At 72.0% G+C, this 20,211-nt stretch carries 17 protein-coding genes; 12 read left to right on the top strand and 5 right to left on the bottom strand.

Going from position 1 to position 20,211, the window contains the following annotated elements:
- Nucleotides 1-49: 49 nt before the first annotated feature.
- A complete protein-coding gene (locus tag SNA_RS42660) occupies nucleotides 50-202 on the bottom strand; it encodes a hypothetical protein (RefSeq protein ID WP_157880047.1) in 153 nt (50 codons plus the stop codon).
- Nucleotides 203-699: 497 nt separating this feature from the next.
- Between SNA_RS42660 and tdh the strand changes: the two genes are divergently transcribed.
- The 4 genes from tdh to SNA_RS23005 all read left to right on the top strand — a co-directional run bounded on the left by tdh (nucleotide 700) and on the right by SNA_RS23005 (nucleotide 5,417).
- A complete protein-coding gene (gene tdh / locus SNA_RS23020) occupies nucleotides 700-1,728 on the top strand; it encodes an L-threonine 3-dehydrogenase (RefSeq protein ID WP_030067275.1) in 1,029 nt (342 codons plus the stop codon).
- A gap of 41 nt (nucleotides 1,729-1,769) precedes the next feature.
- On the top strand, nucleotides 1,770-2,969 hold the full coding sequence (locus SNA_RS23015) for a glycine C-acetyltransferase (RefSeq protein ID WP_030067274.1): 1,200 nt from the start codon (nucleotides 1,770-1,772) through the stop codon (nucleotides 2,967-2,969).
- Nucleotides 2,970-2,997: 28 nt separating this feature from the next.
- Nucleotides 2,998-3,906 (top strand): LysR family transcriptional regulator, encoded by a 909-nt coding sequence (locus tag SNA_RS23010; protein WP_044366457.1) that lies wholly within the window; start codon nucleotides 2,998-3,000, stop codon nucleotides 3,904-3,906.
- A gap of 146 nt (nucleotides 3,907-4,052) precedes the next feature.
- Nucleotides 4,053-5,417, top strand: coding sequence for a chloride channel protein (locus SNA_RS23005; RefSeq protein WP_044366696.1), 1,365 nt, complete (start codon nucleotides 4,053-4,055; stop codon nucleotides 5,415-5,417).
- A 41-nt stretch (nucleotides 5,418-5,458) separates the two neighbouring features.
- Here SNA_RS23005 and SNA_RS23000 read toward each other — a convergent pair whose 3' ends face one another.
- Both SNA_RS23000 and SNA_RS22995 read right to left on the bottom strand, forming a co-directional pair.
- A complete protein-coding gene (locus SNA_RS23000) occupies nucleotides 5,459-5,821 on the bottom strand; it encodes a hypothetical protein (protein WP_030067270.1) in 363 nt (120 codons plus the stop codon).
- A gap of 278 nt (nucleotides 5,822-6,099) precedes the next feature.
- Entirely contained in the window at nucleotides 6,100-7,131 is a 1,032-nt protein-coding gene (locus tag SNA_RS22995) for a PHP domain-containing protein (RefSeq protein ID WP_030067269.1), read from the bottom strand.
- A 732-nt stretch (nucleotides 7,132-7,863) separates the two neighbouring features.
- Here SNA_RS22995 and SNA_RS22990 point away from each other — a divergent pair.
- The 8 genes from SNA_RS22990 to SNA_RS22955 all read left to right on the top strand — a co-directional run bounded on the left by SNA_RS22990 (nucleotide 7,864) and on the right by SNA_RS22955 (nucleotide 17,844).
- Nucleotides 7,864-8,076, top strand: a complete 213-nt coding sequence (locus SNA_RS22990; protein ID WP_030067268.1) for a hypothetical protein — start codon at nucleotides 7,864-7,866, stop codon at nucleotides 8,074-8,076.
- A gap of 200 nt (nucleotides 8,077-8,276) precedes the next feature.
- Nucleotides 8,277-9,086 carry an HlyD family efflux transporter periplasmic adaptor subunit gene (locus SNA_RS22985; protein ID WP_044366456.1) on the top strand — a complete coding sequence of 270 codons (810 nt, stop codon included), beginning with the start codon at nucleotides 8,277-8,279 and terminating at the stop codon, nucleotides 9,084-9,086.
- Nucleotides 9,083-11,377: an NHLP family bacteriocin export ABC transporter peptidase/permease/ATPase subunit gene (locus SNA_RS22980; RefSeq protein ID WP_044366455.1), complete on the top strand. Its 2,295-nt coding sequence runs from the start codon at nucleotides 9,083-9,085 to the stop codon at nucleotides 11,375-11,377. The genes SNA_RS22985 and SNA_RS22980 overlap by 4 nt, the downstream gene beginning before the upstream one ends.
- Before the next feature lie 64 nt (nucleotides 11,378-11,441).
- Nucleotides 11,442-14,258, top strand: a complete 2,817-nt coding sequence (locus SNA_RS22975; protein WP_078970130.1) for an NHLP bacteriocin export ABC transporter permease/ATPase subunit — start codon at nucleotides 11,442-11,444, stop codon at nucleotides 14,256-14,258.
- 132 nt (nucleotides 14,259-14,390) lie between these two features.
- Entirely contained in the window at nucleotides 14,391-14,849 is a 459-nt protein-coding gene (locus SNA_RS22970) for a cyclic nucleotide-binding domain-containing protein (protein ID WP_030067261.1), read from the top strand.
- Between the two features lie 111 nt (nucleotides 14,850-14,960).
- Nucleotides 14,961-16,028 (top strand): ABC transporter substrate-binding protein, encoded by a 1,068-nt coding sequence (locus tag SNA_RS22965; RefSeq protein ID WP_241779787.1) that lies wholly within the window; start codon nucleotides 14,961-14,963, stop codon nucleotides 16,026-16,028.
- Nucleotides 16,029-16,048: 20 nt separating this feature from the next.
- The gene (locus SNA_RS22960; protein ID WP_044366694.1) at nucleotides 16,049-17,074 is read left to right on the top strand and encodes a FecCD family ABC transporter permease; all 1,026 of its coding nucleotides are present in this window, start codon (nucleotides 16,049-16,051) and stop codon (nucleotides 17,072-17,074) included.
- The gene (locus SNA_RS22955; protein ID WP_030067257.1) at nucleotides 17,071-17,844 is read left to right on the top strand and encodes an ABC transporter ATP-binding protein; all 774 of its coding nucleotides are present in this window, start codon (nucleotides 17,071-17,073) and stop codon (nucleotides 17,842-17,844) included. The genes SNA_RS22960 and SNA_RS22955 overlap by 4 nt, the downstream gene beginning before the upstream one ends.
- A 4-nt stretch (nucleotides 17,845-17,848) precedes the next feature.
- Here the strand turns inward: SNA_RS22955 and SNA_RS22950 are convergent, their stop codons facing one another.
- Nucleotides 17,849-18,805: an L-tyrosine/L-tryptophan isonitrile synthase family protein gene (locus tag SNA_RS22950; protein ID WP_044366450.1), complete on the bottom strand. Its 957-nt coding sequence runs from the start codon at nucleotides 18,803-18,805 to the stop codon at nucleotides 17,849-17,851.
- Entirely contained in the window at nucleotides 18,799-20,106 is a 1,308-nt protein-coding gene (locus SNA_RS22945; protein WP_044366449.1) for a cytochrome P450 family protein, read from the bottom strand. Before SNA_RS22945 ends, SNA_RS22950 begins: the two co-directional genes overlap by 7 nt.
- Nucleotides 20,107-20,211: the final 105 nt, after the last annotated feature.

Below are 20,211 nucleotides of genomic sequence, written 5' to 3'. Positions count from 1 at the left end.
TCGGGGCCGTGCCCGTCAGCCGGGCGATTTCAGGATTTCCGCGGAGGGCTCAGCCGGTGTGGGTACCGACGCAGTGGTCGGCGCACATGGTGATGGGGCAGGCATCGGCCTGCACCTCCTGCGCGCCGTCGAGGAACAAGACCTCCGGCTCCCGGTCGAGAACGCCGGCCGGGCGAGGGACGAATACTGACAGAGTTTCCATGGAACTCCCCGATCATGAGGCGGTGTTCGCTGGCTACTGCTCAGCGGAAAGGACGTTAGTCAGCCGATCGTTCGCGGGGCAATCCGATTCAGGACATTGTTTTCGGGGTCCTCGTATAGCCCCTGCCTGCACCTTCGCGCGCACCGGATTCGCTTAACTATTTCGCTTAAGTATTTCGAGGGGAATGAGTCCGGGGCGGGGAAGGGATATGGCCGCCGACCGTCTCAGCGGAATGCCTCTTTCGCTCCACGACTTTCGCCGTGCCGATGGCATCACAAACCCGGAGGAAATCCTTGCCGTCCTTTCCGCGGCCGCCCCGGCACCGCCCGCGGAGTCCCCGGGGCGGCCATGCATCCAGGGGGCGTACAGGACAGCTGTGACCCCGCTTAAGAAAACCTCGATGGACCGACCGGCCCGTGTGCGGGAGATTTCTGACACGGACCGGGCGGCCGAAAAGCGCCCCCGGCAGGTCTCTGCACGTACGGGGAGCGTCCACGGTGAAAGCACTGGTCAAGCAGAAGGCGGAGCCCGGACTGTGGCTCACGGAGGTGCCCGAGCCGGCCGTAGGCGCGGGCGATGTCCTGATCAAGGTGCTGCGCACCGGCATCTGCGGAACGGATCTGCACATCCGTTCCTGGGACGGCTGGGCCCAGCGGTCCATCAGCGCCCCGCTGACCCTCGGCCATGAATTCGTCGGCGAGGTCGTCGAAACCGGCCGGGACGTCGCCGACATCACCCCCGGCGATCTGGTCAGCGGCGAGGGCCATCTCGTCTGCGGGAGCTGTCGCAACTGTCTGGCCGGACGGCGTCATCTGTGCCGCGCCACGATCGGCCTCGGCGTCGGCCGCGACGGCGCCTTCGCCGAGTACGTGGCGCTGCCCGCGGCCAATGTGTGGGTGCACCGCCACCCCGTCGACCTCGATATCGCCGCCGTCTTCGACCCGTTCGGCAACGCCGTGCACACCGCGCTGTCCTTCCCGCTGGTCGGCGAGGACGTCCTGATCACCGGCGCCGGCCCGATCGGCATCATGGCCGCGGCCGTCGCCCGGCACGCCGGCGCCCGCAACGTCGTGATCACCGACGTCAGCGGGCCGCGCCTGGAACTGGCGCGCAAGGTCGGCGCGAGCCTCGCGCTCAACGTCGCCGAAACCTCCATCGCCGACGGCCAGCGCGCGCTCGGCCTGCGCGAGGGCTTCGACGTCGGCCTGGAGATGTCCGGCCGCCCCGAGGCGCTGCGCGACATGATCGACAACATGACCCACGGCGGCAAGATCGCCGTCCTGGGCCTGCCCGCCCAGGAATTCGCCGTCGACTGGTCCCGGATCGTCACCTCCATGATCACCATCAAGGGGATCTACGGCCGCGAGATGTTCGAGACCTGGTACGCGATGTCCGTGCTCCTCGAAGGCGGCCTCGATCTTTCCCCGGTGATCACCGGCCGCTACCCCTACCAGGACTTCGACGCCGCCTTCGACGACGCGGCCGGCGGCCGCGGCGGCAAGGTCATCCTCGACTGGACAGCCTGACCCCCGGTCCCGTCCCACCCCAACTCCTGGAGAAAACCCCGATGTTCGACTCCGTACGCGACGACCTGCGCACCACCCTCGACGAGATCAGGGAGGCCGGACTGCACAAGCCCGAGCGCGTCATCGGCACCCCGCAGTCCGCCACCGTCGCGGTCACCGCCGGAGGCACCCCCGGCGAGGTCCTCAACTTCTGCGCCAACAACTACCTCGGCCTCGCCGACCACCCCGAGGTCGTCGCGGCCGCCCACGAGGCCCTCGACCGCTGGGGCTACGGCATGGCCTCGGTCCGCTTCATCTGTGGCACCCAGGAGGTCCACAAGGAGCTGGAGCGGCGGATCTCCGGCTTCCTCGGCCAGGAGGACACCATCCTCTACTCCTCCTGCTTCGACGCCAACGGCGGCGTCTTCGAGACCCTGCTCGGCCCCGAGGACGCGGTGATCTCCGACGCCCTCAACCACGCCTCCATCATCGACGGCATCCGGCTCTCCAAGGCCCGCCGCTTCCGCTACGCCAACCGCGATATGGCCGATCTGGAACGGCAGTTGAAGGAGGCGGCCGAGGGCGGCGCGAGCCGTAAGCTCATCGTCACCGACGGCGTGTTCTCCATGGACGGCTATCTCGCACCGCTGGGCGAGATCTGCGATCTGGCCGACCGCTACGGCGCGATGGTGATGGTCGACGACTCGCACGCCGTCGGCTTCGTCGGCCCCGGCGGCCGCGGCACCCCCGAACTCCACGGCGTCATGGACCGCGTCGACATCATCACCGGCACCCTCGGCAAGGCCCTCGGCGGCGCCTCCGGCGGCTATGTCGCCGCCCGCGCCGAGATCGTCGCCCTGCTGCGCCAGCGCTCGCGCCCGTACCTCTTCTCCAACTCGCTCGCCCCGGTGATCGCCGCCGCCTCCCTCAAGGTCCTCGACCTGCTGGAGTCCGCCGGCGACCTGCGCGAACGTCTCAACGCCAACACCGCCCTGTTCCGCTCCCGGATGACCGAGGAAGGCTTCGACATCCTGCCCGGCGAGCACGCCATCGCCCCCGTCATGATCGGCGACGCGGCCGAGGCGGCCCGGATGGCGGAGCTGCTGCTGGAGCGCGGCGTCTATGTGATCGGCTTCTCCTACCCGGTCGTCCCCCAGGGCCAGGCACGCATCCGCGTCCAGCTGTCGGCGGCGCACTCCACCGACGACGTCAACCGGGCCGTGGACGCCTTCATCGCGGCGCGGGCCGCCCTGGGGAAGTGATCCGGCCGGCCCCTGCGAAACTGGAAACATGATCGAAGCACGGCGGCTGCACATCCTGCGCGCGGTGGCCGACCACCGTACGGTCACCGCTGCGGCCGCCGCGCTCTACCTCACCCCCTCCGCGGTCTCCCAGCAGCTGGCCGCCCTGGAGCAGGAGACCGGCCACCGCCTGGTCGAACGCAGCGCCCGCGGGGTGACGCTCACCGCCGCCGGCGAGATCCTGCTCGGCCACGCCAACGCCGTCCTGGCCCAGCTGGAGCGCGCCGAGTCGGAGCTGGCCGCGTACGGCTCCGGCGACGCGGGCGTGGTGACCGTCGCGGCCTTCGCCACCGGCATCTCGCTGGTCGTCGCGCCCGCGATCACCACGCTCGCCGCCCGCGCGCCCGGCATCCGGGTCCGCGTCCAGGACGCCGAGGGGGACGCCAGCCTGGTGATGGTCCTCGACCGGCAGGTCGATGTGGCGGTCGCCGTCGAATACCGGGGCGCGCCGCGCGCCGACGACCCCCGGCTGACCCGCGTCCCGCTGTACGCCGAGCCGTTCGACGCCGTCCTGCCCGTCGGCCACCGTCTCGCGGACGCCGCACAGGTGGCGGTGGCGGATCTCGCGGCCGATCCGTGGATCGGCCCCTACACCGGCAACCCCTGCCATGACGTCGTCGTCCTGGCCTGCGAATACGCCGGATTCGAGCCGCGGCTGGAGCATTTTTCCGACGACTTCCGCGCGGTGGTCTCGCTCGCCTCGGCCGCGGCGGGGGTCGCCCTCGTACCGCGCTCGGCGCTCGCGGACATGGACCTGACGGGGGTGGTGGTCCGGCCCGTCGACGGCGTCGCCCCCACCCGGCGGGTCTTCGCCGCCGTACGCCGCGGGGCCGAGGAACACCCCCTGCTGCGGCCGGTGCTGACGGCCCTCCAGGAGGCGGCGGCGCCCCAGGGGTGATCCGGCGGGCCGGGACGCCGCCGCCCGGCCGTGTCGTCCCTTTCGCCCCGGTGCGGCCGTGGCAGGCTCGGCACGGCGGAGGCCGGACGGCGCGCCGGGCGTCCTCCCGGCTCCGGATCCCGCACGGCGAGGCGGAGGCGAGGCGCATGGCGGTCGGGCGGTCGGGACCGGTGGGCGGGGCTCCGGCCGGGGCGCCACAGGACCCGGCGGCGCTGCTGCGCAGCCGCGGCTATCTGGGGCTCCTGCTGCTGGCCGCGCTGCTCGGCCTGCCCATCTGCGCCGCGGCCTTCGGCTTCCTCGCCCTGGTCCATGAGCTGGAACCGCTGCTCTACCACGATCTGCCGACGGCGCTCGGCTTCTCCGCCTCCCCCGTCTGGTGGCCGTTGCCCCTGCTCGCGGCCGGCGGACTGCTGGTGGTGCTGATCATCCGTCACCTCCCGGGCGACGGCGGCCATGAACCGGCCGACGGATTCGCGTTCAGCGGCCCGCCGCCGCTCGCCGCGCTCCCCGGGATCGTGCTGGCGGCGCTGGCCACCCTCGCCTGCGGTGCGGTGCTCGGCCCGGAGGCGCCGCTGATCGCCCTCGGCGGCGGGCTGGCGGCCGGCGCCGTACGGCTGCTCCGGCGGGACGCACCGGAGCAGGCCGTCGGGGTGGTGGGCGCCGCCGGCAGTTTCGCGGCGGTCAGCACCCTGTTCGGCTCGCCGCTCCTGGGTGCGTTCTTGCTGATGGAGACCTCGGGTCAGGGCGGGGCGCTGCTCGGCGCGGTGCTGGTGCCCGGTCTGCTCGCGTCCGGGATCGGCGCGCTCATCTTCACCGGCCTGGGCGACTGGACCGGCCTCGGCACCTATTCCCTCACCCTGCACCATGTCCCCGAGGCGGCCGCCCCGACCCTCCCGGAATTCGGCTGGGCCCTGGTCATCGGGGCGCTCGCCGCCCTCGCCGGATGCGGCGTACGGCGCCTCTCCCTCGCCCTCAAGGGCCGCGTCATCCGTCACCGGCTCCCGGTCACCGTGGCGATGGCCCTCGCGGTCGCCGGCCTGGCGATCGCCTTCGCCGAGGCCACCGGCGAGCCCGCCACCGAACTGCTGTATTCGGGCCAGTCCGCGCTGGGCTCGCTGTTCGACCACACCGCCGGCTTTTCGGCGGCGGCGCTGGTGCTCCTGGTGGTGTGCAAAGGGCTCGCCTACTGCGCATCCCTGATCTGTTTCCGCGGCGGCCCCATCTTCCCGGCGATGTTCATCGGCGCCGTCGGCGGCGTGGCCCTCGCCCACCTCCCCGGCCTCCAGATCACCGCAGCCTCCGCCATGGGCATCGGCGCCATGACGGTCGCCATGCTCCGCCTGCCGCTGACCTCCGTCCTGATGGCCGCCCTGCTGCTGGGCCGCCCGGGGCTGACCGTCCTGCCGCTGGTGATCGTGGCGGTGGTGGTCGCGTACGTGCTGACGGCCCGGCTGACCCCCGCGGCGCGCCCCGGCGAAGGGTCGCAAAAGGGGTCCCCGGGCCGTGCCTGAGGCTCGGCCCGGGGACCCCTTTCCGCTGTCCGCCCCATCCGTTACAGACGGATGATGTTGTTGCACCCTTCGGACGAGCCGATCCGGGTCTTCTGCACCTCGGGCCTGGACCGCAGGCCGTGCGTGAGGATCCACAGGGGGTCGTCCGCCCCGATCTCGCCCAGGACGTCGCTGTTCTTCTCGAAGGTCCTGCACGAGGTGGTCTGCCGGATGTAGGTCTTGCGGGCGTGCGACTTGCCGTGTCGGTGGCCACCGCTCGACTGCGGCTGGTAGGAGCCCTCGCGGACCGTCTGGGTGCGGCTGTAGTCGCTGGTCCCGCCGCCGGCGTAAGCGGTGCCGGCACCGAGCAGGCCGACGCTTCCGAGGACGGTTACCACGACGGCAGCCTTGCGAAGCTTGCGCATGTCATCTCCGATAGATCGAACGGAAGCGATCGGTAAGCGATCAACTTCATACAGTGAACGGAGGTTAATACGAAAGGTCATGCACAAACTCGGAGACGCGCCGAGTCTCCCGACCGCCGCGCACCGATGCCGGCCCGGCGAACTGGCGCTGTCCGGCTTATCAGTTGGCCCGTAAGTCCGATGAATGGCACACATGGGTGAGGCGGAGGGGAGGCGCAACGGTCGCGCCGCCCGGGGGCTCGTCGCCCAGGTTCTGGGGCCTGACCCATCGGACAGGCTCAGCGCTCCGGCACCCGCCCCGTCTGTGTCCACTCCCTCAACTCCCCTGCCGTCCAAGTGGTGATGACCCGCTCCGCCGGTACGCCGCACTCCTCCGCGCGGGCGCAGCCGTAGATCTGCCAGTCCAGCTGGCCCGGGGCGTGGGCGTCGCTGTCGACGGCGAAGAGCGTGCCGGTCTCCAGGGCCTGGCGGAGCAGGCGGCGGGGCGGGTCGAGGCGGTCGGGGCGGCAGTTGATCTCCACGGCGGTGTGGTGGGCGGCGCAGGCGGCGAAGACCTCGGCGGCGTCGAAGCGGGACTCGGGGCGCGATCTGCCGGTGATCTGGCGGCCGGTGCAGTGGCCCAGGACGTCGACCAGGGGGTTGGCGACCGCGGCGAGCAGACGGCGGGTCATCGGGCGGGGCTCCATCCGGAGCTTGGAGTGGACCGAGGCCACCACCACATCGAGCTGCGCCAGCAGCTCCGGCTCCTGGTCCAGCGCGCCGTCGTCGAGGATGTCGCACTCGATTCCGGTGAGCAGCCGGAACGGGGCCAGGCGGGCGTTGACCTCCGCCACCAGCGCCAGCTGCTCCCGCAGCCGCTCGGCGCTCAGCCCGCGGGCGACGGTGAGGCGGGGGGAGTGGTCGGTCAGCGCACACCATTCATGGCCGAGATCCCGGGCCGCGCGGGCCATCGCCGCCACGGGGCTGCCGCCGTCCGACCAGTCCGAGTGCAGATGACAGTCGCCGCGCAGCGCCCGCCGCAGCCGCAGCCCCCGGTCCCCGTCGACCAGCGGTCCGCCCGCCTCCTCCGTCAGCCGCGCCAGATATTCCGGTACGCCGCCCGACAGCGCCTCCGCCACGACCCGGGTCGTCTTGGGCCCCAGCCCCTTGAGCCGCGCCAGCGAACCGTTCGCCGCGCGTCGCCGCAGCTCGTCGGCGGGGAGGTGGCCGATCACCGCGGAGGCCGTACGGAAGGCCTGGACGCGGTAGGTCACCGCGCCCTGCCGCTCCAGCAGAAAGGCGATCCGCTCCAGCGCCTCGACCGGATCCATGTCCAGCCCTCCCTGCGTAGTCCACGGCCCCCTCCCGTCACGGTGCCGCAGGGCGGGCGCGGCTGCCATCGGTGGCGGGCGCTCCGTCGCGAACCGCGCATTTCCCCCGCGTCCCGCGTGACGTCGTTATACGGTTATGTCCGTTCTCTGGATAGCCGATAGGTTTCTGTCACAATGCTGTGAGGATTGCGGCGTGCATTCCCGGTAATATCGCCCGGGAAGCGCCGGGGATTCATACGTGGTTAATGCGCGGCAACATCCCGTTGATAGGTGCCACGGGCAACCTCTACGGATCTGCGGGCGCGCCGCGTCAGAGTCGCGCAAAAATTGTCAGCCTTCAGAAAATCTCCACATCGACGGCACCGCCCCGGCACCGTCCAGTGCGGGCCATTCATGGCTTGACCTGCGGATCCATGGTTTGGGGCGGGAATGTCGCGTTCGGGGTAAAGGGCGCGCCAAAACGGTGGGGCCGGGGCGTCGGGAGTTGTGAAGAAGCTGCCACCAAGTCATGAACATGTATCCACGTCACGTAATTCGGTGGAGGCTTGGGGTCCGGATCTGCGGTCGTCGGATTAGCAGACCAGCACGCCTGCATGCTTTGATCCATCGCACCGCGGAAGTCGCACAGGGGTTCTCGATTTCGCGTCCCGGCACACCCGTTGCCGGGGCCGTATCGCCCTGTCGGACGACTCGGCCGTAGCAATGTGAAATATGTATCCGAAAGGAATCATCATGCGCGAGATTCAGACCCAGGAGATCGCTGACAACGAGCTGGACAACGTGGCCGGCGGCCTCGTTGGTGGCCTGCTCAACACCGCCACCAACACCGTTGCGGGCGCCACCGGCCTCAACGTCGCGGGCACCCTCGGCACCGTCACCGGCACCGTTGAGGGCGCGACCGGCGTCAACACCGCCCAGGTCACGGGCCTCGCCACCGGCCTCTGAGCGCCATGGCACGTCGGCGTCCCCTCTTTGCCGACATGCCGGTCGGCTGCCCCGGAACACCAGGCTTTGGCCGGTTTCCGGGGCACCCGGCTTCCACGCCCCGGACAGGACACCGTACGCTCGGCCGCGCAGTGAAGGCCGGGCGCCTTCGTCGTGTCCGTGCCGTCCCGACAGACCATGGCAGTTGAGGGAAGAGTGTCGTGCAGTTCCGCCAACAGGCCCTTTCCAAGCTGCAGTCACCGGAGGACATCGATCTTCCGGTGCGCTTCGCCCGCCCCCAGGGCTGGCTCGTACTGATCGTCACCGTCGCCGTGGTGATCGGCGCCGCCGTCTGGGCGGTGAACGGCACCGTCTCCTCCACCCTCGACGCGCCGGGCATCCTCACCCACGGTCAGGGCAGCTACATCCTCCAGAGCCCCGTCGCGGGCCAGGTCACCGCCGTACTCGCCCAAGAGGGCAAGCCGGTCGCCGCCAACGCCCCCGTGCTCAAGGTCCGTACGCAGCGCGGCACCACCGCCGTCGTGCGCGCGATCGCCGCGGGCCGGGTGACCGGCATGGTCGCCACCATCGGCTCGGTCGTCACCACCGGCGCGGACGTGGCCTCCGTCGAACGGATCGCCCGCCCCGACGACCCGCTGACCGCGACGCTCTACGTCCCGGCCGAGAGCGCCGCGTCGGTCCCGGTGGGCGCCTCGGTCGACCTCACCGTCCAGTCCGTCCCGAGCCAGCAGTACGGCGTGCTGCGCGGCCATGTGCAGGCGGTCGGCCGCGCCACCCAGACCCGCCAGAGCATCGGCACCTACCTGGGCAGCAGCCAGCTCGGCGAGCAGTTCTCGCAGCACGGCCCGCCCGTCGCCGTCCTGGTCAAGCTCGACCGCTCGGCGCAGACCCGGTCCGGCTACGCCTGGTCCACCTCCGACGGCCCGCCCTTCGCCGTCGACTCCATGACCATGGCCGGCGGCGCCGTCCACCTGGCCGAGCAGCATCCGATCGATTGGCTGCTTCCGTGAGCGCACCCCAGCCACCCGCCGCCGGCGCCCCCGCCCCGCAGCAGCTGCCGCCCCCGGGCCGCCGCCGGCACCGCCCCGAACCCGCACCCGGCCGCCGCTCCCGCCGGGCTCCCGCCCCGGCCCCCAAGCCCACGAAGGCCAAGGCCGTCCGCACCCCCACCGTCCTCCAGATGGAGGCCGTCGAATGCGGCGCCGCCTCCCTGGCGATGGTCCTGGCCCACTACGGCCGCCATGTGCCGCTGGAGGAACTGCGGATCGCCTGCGGCGTCTCCCGCGACGGCTCCCGCGCCAGCAATCTGCTCAAGGCCGCCCGCAGTTACGGACTGACGGCCAAGGGCATGCAGATGGAACCGGCCGCGCTCGCCGAGGTCCAGGCGCCCGCCATCCTCTTCTGGGAGTTCAACCACTACGTCGTCTACGACGGCACGGGCCGCAAACTCGGCCGCAAGGGCGTCCACATCAACGACCCCGACAAGGGCCGCCGTTTCGTGGCGACGGAGGACTTCGACACCAGTTTCACCGGTGTCGCGCTGGTCTTCGAACCGTCGGAGTCCTTCGAGAAGGGCGGCCGCAAACCGGGCATCCTGGGCGCCGTGCCCGCCCGGCTGCGCGGCACCAAGGGCACCCTGCTGGCCGCCCTGCTCGCCAGCCTGCTGCTGGTCGCGGTCGGCGCCGCGGTGCCCGCGCTCAGTCGTACGTACATCGACATGTTCCTGATCGGCAACCAGACCTCGCTGCTGGGGCCGCTCTTCGCCTCGATGACCGCGATGGTCGCGCTCACCGCCGTCCTGACCGGACTGCAACAGGCCAATCTGCTGCGCGGCCGCATCATCTCCTCCACCCTCACCAGCGCCCGCTTCCTGCGCCATCTGCTGCGGCTGCCGGTCACCTTCTTCGCCCAGCGCAGCCCCGCCGACCTCGTCCAGCGCCTCCAGTCCAACGACGCGGTCGCCGAAACCCTGGCCCGTGACCTGGCCGCGGCCGGCGTCGACGGCATCGTCGTCATCCTCTACGCGTTCCTGCTGTGGACCTACGACCCCCAGCTGACCGTCATCGGCGTGGGCATCGCGCTGCTCAACGTCGTCGCGATGCGCATCGTGATCCGCATCCGCGCCACCCACACCCAGAAGCTGCGCGCGGACACCGCCCGGCTGACCAACACCTCCTACACCGGCCTCCAGCTCATCGAGACGATGAAGGCGACCGGCGGCGAGAACGGCTACTTCCGCCGCTGGGCCGGCCAGCACGCCACCACCCTGGAGGAACAGCAGCGGCTCGGCGTGCCGAGCGCCTGGCTGGCGGTCGTCGCCCCCACCCTCGCCACCCTCAACAGCGCGCTCATCCTGTGGATCGGCGGCCTGCGGGCCGTCGAGGGCCATATCTCCATCGGTCTGCTGGTCGCCTTCCAGGCGCTGGTGACCCGCTTCACCGCGCCCGTCACCCGGCTCAACGGAGTCGCCGGCCGCATCCAGGACTTCGCCGCCGACGTCGCCCGCCTCAAGGACGTCGAGTCCTTCCCCGCCGACACCCTCTACTCCCGCCCCGGGGCCGGCACCGACACCCGCCGCCTCAAGGGCCACGTCACCCTGGAAAACCTCACCTTCGGCTACAGCCCGCTGGACAAACCCCTGCTCACCGGCTTCTCCCTCGCCGTCGGGCCCGGCCGCCAGGTGGCCCTCGTCGGCGGCTCCGGCAGCGGCAAATCCACCGTCTCCCGGCTGATATCCGGCCTCTACAGCCCCTGGGAAGGCACCATCCGCATCGACGGACAGCGCCTGGAGGACATCCCCCGCAGCGCGCTGGCCGCCTCCGTGTCCTTCGTCGACCAGGACATCTTTCTCTTCGAGGGCACGGTCCGCGACAACGTCGCGCTGTGGGACCCGTCCATCCCCGACGACGCCGTCATCGCCGCGCTGCGCGACGCCGCGCTCTACGACGATGTCATCGCCCGCCGCCCCGACGGCATCTACAGCCGCGTCGAACAGGACGGCCGCAACTTCTCCGGCGGCCAGCGCCAGCGCCTGGAGATCGCCCGCGCCCTGGTCCGGCGGCCCAGCATCCTGGTCCTGGACGAGGTGACCAGCGCCCTGGACGCCCGTACCGAACAGACCATCATCGACAATCTGCGGCGGCGCGGCTGTGCCTGCGTGGTCATCGCCCACCGGCTGAGCACGGTCCGCGACAGCGACGAGATCGTGGTCCTCGACCACGGCGTGGTCGTCGAACGCGGCCGGCACGAGGACCTGGTCGCCGCCGGCGGCGCCTACGCCGAGCTGGTCAAGGAGCACTGACGTGGCATCCACCCACCCGTCCGCGGTCACCGGACCCGACGAGCTCGACGCGGTGACGCAGGCGATGGGCGCACTGGGCACCCCCGTCGACTGCACCGGCCTGCGCAGCGTCCCCCTGGAAGGCCCGCACGTCCTGTGGCTGGTCACCGGCGGCGCTCTCGACCTCTTCGCCGTCGACGCCGTCCAGGAAGGCCACTGGCACTTCCTCGGCCGGCTCGAAACCGGCACCCTGCTGCTCGGCCCGGTCCAGGGCCCCCAGCACACCCTCCTCGGCCGCCCCTCCCAGGACTGCACACTGCGCCGCATCCCGCTGCGCGAACTGCCGCGCCCCGAGTACGGCCACGAGGTCGGCCACGAGGTCGGCTACGGATACGAGGACGGCTACGACCCCAACGGGACCCTGGGCGGCGGCGCACCCTCCGCCCTGGAGCACGCCTTCGCGCTCGGCACCGCCCGCAGCCTGGGCGTGCTCTTCGAGGCCCCGCTGGAGGGCCGGCCCGGTGACGACGCGGTCGCCGACGACGACATCCTGTGGATGCCGGTGCCGCCCGGCAGCGTCCAGTACGGCGCCTCCTACAGCGCGGAGGCGGCGGGCGATCTGCTCGTCGACGCCGCGATGTGGCAGCAGATGGTCAATCAGCAATACCGGCTGCTGTCGGCGGTGGACCGCTGGATCGAGCAGCTGGAGCGGGCGCACGAGGACCGTACGGCGGCCGGCATCAAGGCGGGCGAGGCGGTCCGCGAGCGGGCCGACCAGGCGCTGCTGGCCTCCATCGGCCGCCAGGACCGCGGCGGCCGCGGCGGGTCCGAGGACCGCGCCACCGCCGACGCCACCTTCGCGGTCTGCCGTACGGTCGCCGAGGCCGCCGGGATCACCCTGACCGAACCTCCCAGGGGCGGCGCGGTCAACGACCGCATCACCCCCGTCGAGCAGATCGCCGTCAGCTCCCGCATCCGCACCCGCGCGGTCCGCCTGGGCCACCGCTGGTGGCGGACGGACACCGGCCCCCTGGTCGGCCACCGCGCCAAATCCGGTGCGCCGGTCGCGCTGCTGTGGCGCCGCGGCGGCTACGAGGCCGTCAACCCGGCGTCCGGACTGCGCATCCGGATCGGCAAGGACAACGCCGACGAGTTCGCACCGAACGCCGTGATGTTCTACCGCCCGCTGCCCGAGCGGCCGATGACGTTGTGGCGGCTGATGCGCTTCAGCCTGCGCGACACCCGGATGGACCTGCGCAATCTGGCACTCAGCGGCCTGGTGACGGTCGGCCTCGGTGCGCTGGTCCCGATCGCCACCGGCAAGGTGCTCGGCGTCTACGTACCGGCCGCCGAGCGCAGCCTGATCGTCCAGGTCGCCCTCGCCGTCATCATCAGCAGCGTCGTCACCGCCGCCTTCATGCTGCTCCAGAACCTCACCGTGCTGCGGATGGAAGGCCGGATCGAGGCCGCCCTCCAGCCCGCCGTATGGGACCGGCTGCTGCGGCTGCCCACCCGCTTCTTCACCGAACGCTCCACCGGCGAGCTGGCCAGCGCCGCCATGGGCATCAGCGGCATCCGCCGGGTGCTGTCCGGCATCGGCCCGGTGGCCGTGCAGTCGGTCACCGTCGGCGCGATGAACCTCGTCCTGCTGCTCGTGTACAGCGTGCCGCTGGCGCTGGCGGCGATCGGGATGCTGCTCGTCATCGGCGCGGTCTTCCTCGCCATGGGTCTGTGGGAACTGCGCTGGCAGCGACACCTGATCAAACTCTCCAACAAGCTCAACAACCAGGCGTTCCAGACCCTGCGCGGACTGCCCAAACTGCGCGTCGCGGCGGCGGAGAGCTTTGCGTACGCCGCCTGGGCCCGCGAGTTCGCCCGCTCGCGGGAACTCCAGCAGAAGGCCGGCCGGATCAAGAACCTGACCACCGTCCTCAACGCCGTCTATCTGCCGCTGTGCACGCTGACCATGTTCATGCTGCTGGCCGGACCGGCCCGCGGCAGCATGTCGGCCGGATCCTTTCTGACCTTCAGCACCTCCATGACCATGCTGCTGACCTCGGTCACCCAGATCACCGGCGCCTTTGTCTCGGCGGCCGCCGCGCTGCCGATGTTCGAGCAGATCAAACCGGTCCTGGACGAGACCCCCGAGGTCCGCGGCGGCAGCGCCCAGCCCGGCACCCTCACCGGCGCCCTGGAGGCCAAGAAGCTCTCCTTCCGCTACACCGACGACGGCCCGCTGGTCCTCGACGACGTCTCCCTTCAGGTGCGGCCCGGCGAGTTCGTGGCGATCGTCGGCCCCAGCGGCTGCGGCAAATCCACGCTGCTGCGCCTGCTGATCGGCTTCGACCGCCCCACCTCCGGCAGCGTGCTCTACGACGGCCAGGACCTGGCCGCGCTCGACCAGGCCGCGGTGCGCCGCCAGTGCGGGGTGGTGCTCCAGAACGCCCAGCCGCTCACCGGCTCCATCCTGGACTGCATCTGCGGCGCCGAGTCCTTCACCCCGGAGGAGGCCATGGAGGCGGCCGAGATGGCGGGCCTGGCCGAGGACATCAAGCGGATGCCCATGGGACTGCACACGATGATCGCCGGGGGCGGTGCGATCTCCGGCGGGCAGCGGCAGCGGCTGATGATCGCCCAGGCGCTGATCCGCCGCCCGCGGATCCTCTTCTTCGACGAGGCCACCAGCGCCCTGGACAACGAGACCCAGCGCATCGTCATCGACAGCACCCGCAAACTCAGCGCCAGCCGGCTGGTGATCGCCCACCGGCTGTCCACGGTCATGGACGCCGACCGGGTCATCGTGATGGAGCAGGGTCGCGTGGTCGAGCAGGGTGCCCCCGCCGCCCTGCTGGCCGACACCGGCGGGCACCTCCATGAGCTGGTCCGCCGTCAGCTGACCTGAGGCCGTTGTCCCGGAGGCCCGTGTCCCGGAAGGCCCGCCGTCCCTGCGCCCGGCCGCCGAGCCGCTCCCGGCATCCCCGTAAAGCACCGCATATCGTGCACAGCGGGCAGCAGCCGGCAGACGGAGGATGAGATGGCCAGAGCGAAGGACCTGTTCGATGCGATGCCGCCGGACCGGCGCCGGAAGTTGACCGACGTCGCCCGCGAGGTGTCCCTGCCCCGCGAGACCCGGCTGTTCGAGGAGGGCCGGCGGGCCGACCGCTTCTGGATCATCCGCAGCGGAAAGGTCGCCCTCGACCAGCACGTACCCGGCCGCCGGGCGGTGGTCGTGGAGACCCTCGGCCGCGATGAGCTGCTCGGCTGGTCCTGGCTCTTCCCGCCCTACCTGTGGCACCTGGGCGCGGGGACCACCGGCCCGGTGGAGGCCGTGGAATTCGACGCCACGGTGGTCCGCGCCCTGTGCGAGTCCGATCCCGTCCTGGGCCGGGCCGTCTACCGCTATGTCGCCGAGACCGTCGCCGACCGGCTGCACCACACCCGCATGCGCCTGCTCGACCTCTACGGGCCCCAGGGCAGCGGCCTGAACACCTGAGGCGTCCGACGCCCTGACGACGCGCGGGAACCGCGGCCGCCACCGGGCCGACTACCTGTGCCGGGCCGTAACGGCGGCCCGCGAGCAGCGAGTCACAGGGAAGTAGGTCCGATGCGTCCGTTGAAGATGTCGGCGATGGCGGTGGCCGTCGCGCTGGCCGCGACCGCGTGCGGGGGAGCGGCCGACGGGGGGAAGCACGCGGACGCGGCCGGACGCGGGGCGGGCGGCTTCCCGGTGACGGTGGCCGACTGCCACGGCGCGAAGACCCTCTTCACCGCCGCCCCCCGCAAGATCGTCACCAGCAATGCGGCCGCCCTGGAGATGCTGCTGCGGCTCGGCGCCGGCGACCGCGTCATCGGCACCGGATTCCCGCCCGGCAAGGGCGCCTTGACCGGCAAGCTCGGTGCGCAGGCGCGCACGGTGCCGGTACTCGGCAGGACCGTCATCGCCAAGGAAAAGCTCCTCGGATCGGGCGCCGACCTCTACGTCGACACCTTCTCCTCGATGCGGAACATGGGCGGCGCGGGCAGCGCACCCACCGAGGAGGAATTCCGGGCGGCGGGCATCAAGCACGTCTCCCTCGCCTCCACCGCCTGCGCCTCGATGGCGAAGGGGCCGCAGCAGGACCTGTCCGGTGTGGAGGGCGATCTCATGCGGCTGGGCGCGGTGACCGGCACCGCCCCGCGGGCGCGGCAGCTCGTGGCCGGTATGCGGGCGAAGACCGCCGCCGTGCACAAGGCCCTCGGCGACATCCCGGAGAACAAACGCCCCGGCTACTTCTTCTTCGACTTCGACGCGGGCACCAAACAGCCCATGGCGGTCTGCGGCAAGCAGGTCGCCAACGCCGTGATCACCCAGGCCGGGGCCCGTAACGTCCTCGCCGGATGCGACGGCGACTTCCGGCCCGTCTCCTGGGAGGACGTGGTCGCCAAGAACCCCGACTGGATCCAGCTCGCGGTCCGCAACCGGGGCGATGCGGCGGCGACCGAGAAGGCGTACGACCGGGCCGAGGCGTTCCTCAAGAGCTTCCCGGCCACCAAGGGGCTGCGGGCGGTGCGCGAGGGCAGGCTCCTGCGGATCGGCTCGGAGCGTACGACGATCGCCGGCGTCGGCACCGCGGACACCGTCGAGCGGATCGCGCACACGATCCACCCCGGCGCCTTCCGGGCCGGGCGGTAGTGGCGGCGGTCACCGGCCGGATGCGCCGTACGGTGCGCCCGGCGCCGCTCGCCCTGGGGCTGGGCATCGCCCTGGCGGTGGCCCTGACCGCCGCCGTGGCGCTGGGCTCCACCACCATCGCGCCCGGCGAGGTGTGGTCCGTGGTGCTCCGCCGCCTCGGCGGCGCCGCGCCCCGGCCCGGCACCGACGACCTGATCGTCTGGCAGCTCCGGGTCCCTCGCGCCCTGTTGGCCGCGCTGGTCGGCGCCGGACTGGGCCTGATCGGTACGGCCACCCAGGCGCTGGTCCGCAACCCGCTGGCGGATCCGTATCTCCTGGGCATCTCCAACGGCGCCTCCCTCGGCGCGGTCGCCGCGATCGTGCTGGGTATGAGCGCCGACGGTCCGCTGGGCCTGTCCGCCGCCGCCTTCGCCGGGGCGCTCGGCGCCTTCGCGCTGGTGTGGAGCATGGCCCGGCGCGGCGGGGGATTCTCCCCCCTGCGTCTGGTCCTGGCCGGCGTCGGCATCGGACAGTTCCTGTCCGGCTTCACCAGCTATCTGGTGCTCCGGGCCGGGGACGAACAGCAGACCCGCAGCGTGCTGTTCTGGCTGATGGGGAGCCTGAGCGGGGCCACCTGGGACGTCCTGTGGCTGCCCGCGCTCGCCGTCGCCGCCGCCCTGCTCGCCCTCCAGTCCCGCGCCCGCGCCATGAACGCCCTGATCATGGGCGATGAGACCGCGGCCGCCGTGGGCGTGTCCGTCACCCGGCTGCGCCGCGAACTCTTCGTGGTGACCGGCCTGCTGACCGGCGTCCTGGTGTCCGTCTCCGGAGCGGTCGCCTTCGTGGGCCTGATGGTGCCCCATCTGTGCCGACTGCTCATCGGCGGCGACCACCGCCGCCTGCTCCCGCTCGCCGCGCTCACCGGCGCGGTGCTGATGGAGATCGTCGACGTGGTGTGCCGTACGGCCATGGACACCCAGGAGCTGCCGGTGGGGGTGGTCACGGCGATGATCGGGGCCCCCGCCCTGCTGTTGATCCTGGACCGGCGGATGGAGACGGGCCGATGAAGGTCGAGATCGAGGATCTCCACGTGGGCTACGCGGGCCGGGACGTGGTCGCAGGCGTCCACCTGGTGGCGGCCGAGGGCGAGATCGCCGGGCTGGTCGGCCCCAACGGGAGCGGCAAATCCACCGTGCTGCGCACCGTCTACCGCCATCTGCGGCCCACCGCCGGGCGGGTGCTGCTGGCCGGAACCGATATCCGCGCCCTGAGCCCGGGGCAGACCGCCCGGCAGGTCGCCGCGCTTCCGCAGGAACGCGGCAGCGACTTCGAGCTGACCGTGGCGGAGGTGGTGGTGATGGGCCGCACGCCGTACAAGCGGGCCTTCGCGGGCGACGACCTCCGTGACCGGGAGATCGTGGCGCGCTCCCTGTCCGCCGTCGGCATGGCCCGCCACGCCTCCCGGCGCTTCTCCGCACTCTCGGGCGGCGAGCGTCAACGGATCCTGCTGGCAAGGGCGTTCGCACAGGAGCCGCGGGTCCTGGTGCTGGACGAGCCCACCAACCACCTCGACATCCAGCACCAGGTCGAACTCCTCGCCCTGCTGCGGGCCCAGCGCCGCACCACCCTGATCTCCCTGCACGACCTGAACGCGGCGGCGTCCCTGTGCGACCGCCTGCACGTCCTGCACCAGGGCACAGTGGTGGCCTCCGGCCCGCCCCGCGCGGTACTCACCCCCGACCTGCTCGCCGAGGTCTTCGGCGTGCGGGCCGCAGTCACCGAACACCCGCTCACCGGGGACCCGTTGATCGCCTTCGATCACCGACGTACGGCGTAGGCGCTCACCGTGCCTCGAAATGGCTCGGCCGCCCCTGGTGCAGCACCAGCCGGCCGAGCCGTTCGGCATCCGCCCGGCGCATCAACTCCAGCCGTCCGTCCCGGTGTTGGAGGACGCAGGCATGCCACGGCGTCATCCACACATCCGGTGCGTCGAGCAGCCGGATGCCGAATTTCGCCGCACCGCGCGGCTGCGGGTGGATGGACAGCCGGACCGCCTCGGGGTGCTGTTCGGCGATCAGCGCGCCCCAGGCCCGGCTGCGCTGGATCACGCCGTAGGCACGGGCCCGGCAGTCGCGCTGGAGCGCCGAGCGGGTCCCGGCGAAGGAGGCGGTGTCCTCGAAGAGGAAGCGGGTGATGCCCTGGTAGAGCCGCCGGGTCTCCTCGTCGCCGGCCCGGATCCGCGCCCGCAGGGCCTCCCGCGTCGGCGCGTGGCGGGCGTGGACCCGGGCGCGCTTCTCGTCGTACGGGAGATCGCCGAGCACCTCGCGCAGATCGAACAGGCGCAGATGCGCCAGGCCCTCGCTGCGGATCAGCGCGCGCAGGGCGTCGCCGTAGGCGTCGATATGCGCGTCGGGGACGCCGATGAGGTCGCCGAAGACATGGCCGTCGGCGCACAGGACGATCCGCGCGCCGGGCGGGTGGACGGCGGCGATCCGGGCGCACAGTCCGTCCAGGAAGCGCAGGGCGAGCCGTTCGCCCTCGTCGGGGAGGTGGCCGAGGACCTTCGCCGGGTTGGGGGATTTGCAGGGGAAGCCGGGGAGGGTGAAGGAGACCGGTGCGCCCGCGGCGATGGCCGGAAGGAGCCTGCGCAGCTGGGGGCCGCAGGCGGCCGGGCCGGGCTCGTGGGGGCCGTCGTCCAGGGTGCGGCGGTGGGGGAGGAGCAGGGCGAGGATCGCCTCGGCGGTCGCCAGGTGGCCGGCGGTCGGGCCGGGGTGCGGTCGCGGCGCGGCGGTCAGCATGCGGCGTCCGGGGCGTGGAGGACGGGGCAGCCGGTGGCCGGGGACGTGTGGTGGCCGGTGGCCGGGGAGGCGGTGTGGCCGGGCCCGTACGCCACCGGAAGCCGGTCCACCCCGCGGGCGAGGACCGCGGGAATCCAGGTCAGTTCGGATTCCGGTACGGCCATCCGCAGGCCCGGCAGCCGGCGCAGCAGCGTGCCCAGGGCGACCTGGAGCTCGATACGGGCGAGCGCCGCGCCGGGGCAGAAGTGGATGCCGTGGCCGAAGGCGAGATGGGGGTTGGGGGAGCGGTCGAGGTCGAGGGCGTCGGCGTCGGGGAAGCGGCGCGGATCGCGGTTGGCCGCGCACAGGGAGACGATCACCGAATCGCCCGCCGGGACACGGGTCCCGTACAGATCGGCGTCCTCGGCGAAGAAGCGCCAGGTGGTCAGCTCGAATGCGCTGTCGTGGCGCAGGAGTTCCTCGACGGCACGGGGCAGCAGCTCCGGCCGGGCGGCCAGCGTCTCCAGCTGCTCGGGGTGGCGCAGCAGGGCGACCAGGGCGGTGGTGATCTGGTTGGTGACCGGCTCCTGCCCGGCGACCAGCAGCTGGAAGACCATGGAGTCGAGCTCCGGCGGCCGCAGCCGACCGTCGTCGCAGGCGGCGACCAGCCGGGAGAGCAGATCCGCGCCCTGCTCGCGGCGCTTGTACGCCACCAGATCGGCGATGTACCGCTGAAGGCCGCGCAGCCGCGCCTCGTACGCCGGACGGCCGGGGTCCTGGGGGCCGACGGGCTGGACGACCTTGCCCCAGTCGCGGTCGAAGCGGTCCGCGAACTGCCCTGGCAGGCCGATGACTTCGGCCAGCACCTGGAACGGGAAGCGCGCGGCGAAGCCCTCGACGAGGTCCGCGCGCCCGGTGCCGGGCAGCGCATCGAGCAGGGCATCGGCCATGTCCTGGAAGCGGGGGCGCAGTTCCTCCATACGCCGGTGCGCGAAGGCGTCGGTGATCAGCCGGCGCATCGCGGTGTGCTGGGGCGGGTCCTGGTGCAGCAGATGCACCTGGAGCTGTGAGTGCTGCGGCTCGGGCATGATCGAGGCCCGCGCCCGCCAGGCGGCGTTGCCCCGGGAGTGGTGTTTGCCCAGCCGCGGGTCGGTCAGCGCCCGTTGGGCGGCTTCATGGCCGGTGACGAGCCAGGCGCAGACCCCGCTGGGGAAACGGACCCGGTGGACCGGGCCGCGCGCCCGCAGTTCGGCGTAGAGGGGGTAGGGGTCGCGTGTGTAGTCCGTCCCGTACAGCTCTACGGGCTCCGGCGCTGCGGCCATGCCGGTGGTCTCCTCTGGTCGTCTCCTGCGCCGCGCCCGGACGGTGCGGCGTGGGAGAGGTCGGGCGGCGACGGCGTGGAGTTCCCACGGAACGGGGGGATTTCG

Origin of the sequence: Streptomyces natalensis ATCC 27448 (assembly GCF_000935125.1) — a bacterium.
Lineage (GTDB): Bacteria > Actinomycetota > Actinomycetes > Streptomycetales > Streptomycetaceae > Streptomyces > Streptomyces natalensis.
This window is presented reverse-complemented; position numbering and strand designations above follow the sequence as displayed.

Excerpts from the sequence above, each read along its gene's own strand:
- SNA_RS23015 (WP_030067274.1), top strand. The coding sequence starts at position 1,770 with ATGTTCGACTCCGTACGCGACGACCTGCGCACCACCCTCGACGAGATC.
- SNA_RS22975 (WP_078970130.1), top strand. The coding sequence starts at position 11,442 with ATGGGCGCACTGGGCACCCCCGTCGACTGCACCGGCCTGCGCAGCGTC.
- SNA_RS22945 (WP_044366449.1), bottom strand. The coding sequence starts at position 20,106 with ATGGCCGCAGCGCCGGAGCCCGTAGAGCTGTACGGGACGGACTACACA.
- SNA_RS22955 (WP_030067257.1), top strand. The coding sequence starts at position 17,071 with ATGAAGGTCGAGATCGAGGATCTCCACGTGGGCTACGCGGGCCGGGAC.
- SNA_RS22965 (WP_241779787.1), top strand. The coding sequence starts at position 14,961 with ATGCGTCCGTTGAAGATGTCGGCGATGGCGGTGGCCGTCGCGCTGGCC.
- SNA_RS22950 (WP_044366450.1), bottom strand. The coding sequence starts at position 18,805 with ATGCTGACCGCCGCGCCGCGACCGCACCCCGGCCCGACCGCCGGCCAC.
- SNA_RS23005 (WP_044366696.1), top strand. The coding sequence starts at position 4,053 with ATGGCGGTCGGGCGGTCGGGACCGGTGGGCGGGGCTCCGGCCGGGGCG.
- SNA_RS22960 (WP_044366694.1), top strand. The coding sequence starts at position 16,049 with ATGCGCCGTACGGTGCGCCCGGCGCCGCTCGCCCTGGGGCTGGGCATC.
- SNA_RS42660 (WP_157880047.1), bottom strand. The coding sequence starts at position 202 with ATGGAAACTCTGTCAGTATTCGTCCCTCGCCCGGCCGGCGTTCTCGAC.
- SNA_RS22990 (WP_030067268.1), top strand. The coding sequence starts at position 7,864 with ATGCGCGAGATTCAGACCCAGGAGATCGCTGACAACGAGCTGGACAAC.
- SNA_RS23000 (WP_030067270.1), bottom strand. The coding sequence starts at position 5,821 with ATGCGCAAGCTTCGCAAGGCTGCCGTCGTGGTAACCGTCCTCGGAAGC.
- SNA_RS22970 (WP_030067261.1), top strand. The coding sequence starts at position 14,391 with ATGGCCAGAGCGAAGGACCTGTTCGATGCGATGCCGCCGGACCGGCGC.
- SNA_RS23010 (WP_044366457.1), top strand. The coding sequence starts at position 2,998 with ATGATCGAAGCACGGCGGCTGCACATCCTGCGCGCGGTGGCCGACCAC.
- SNA_RS22995 (WP_030067269.1), bottom strand. The coding sequence starts at position 7,131 with ATGGATCCGGTCGAGGCGCTGGAGCGGATCGCCTTTCTGCTGGAGCGG.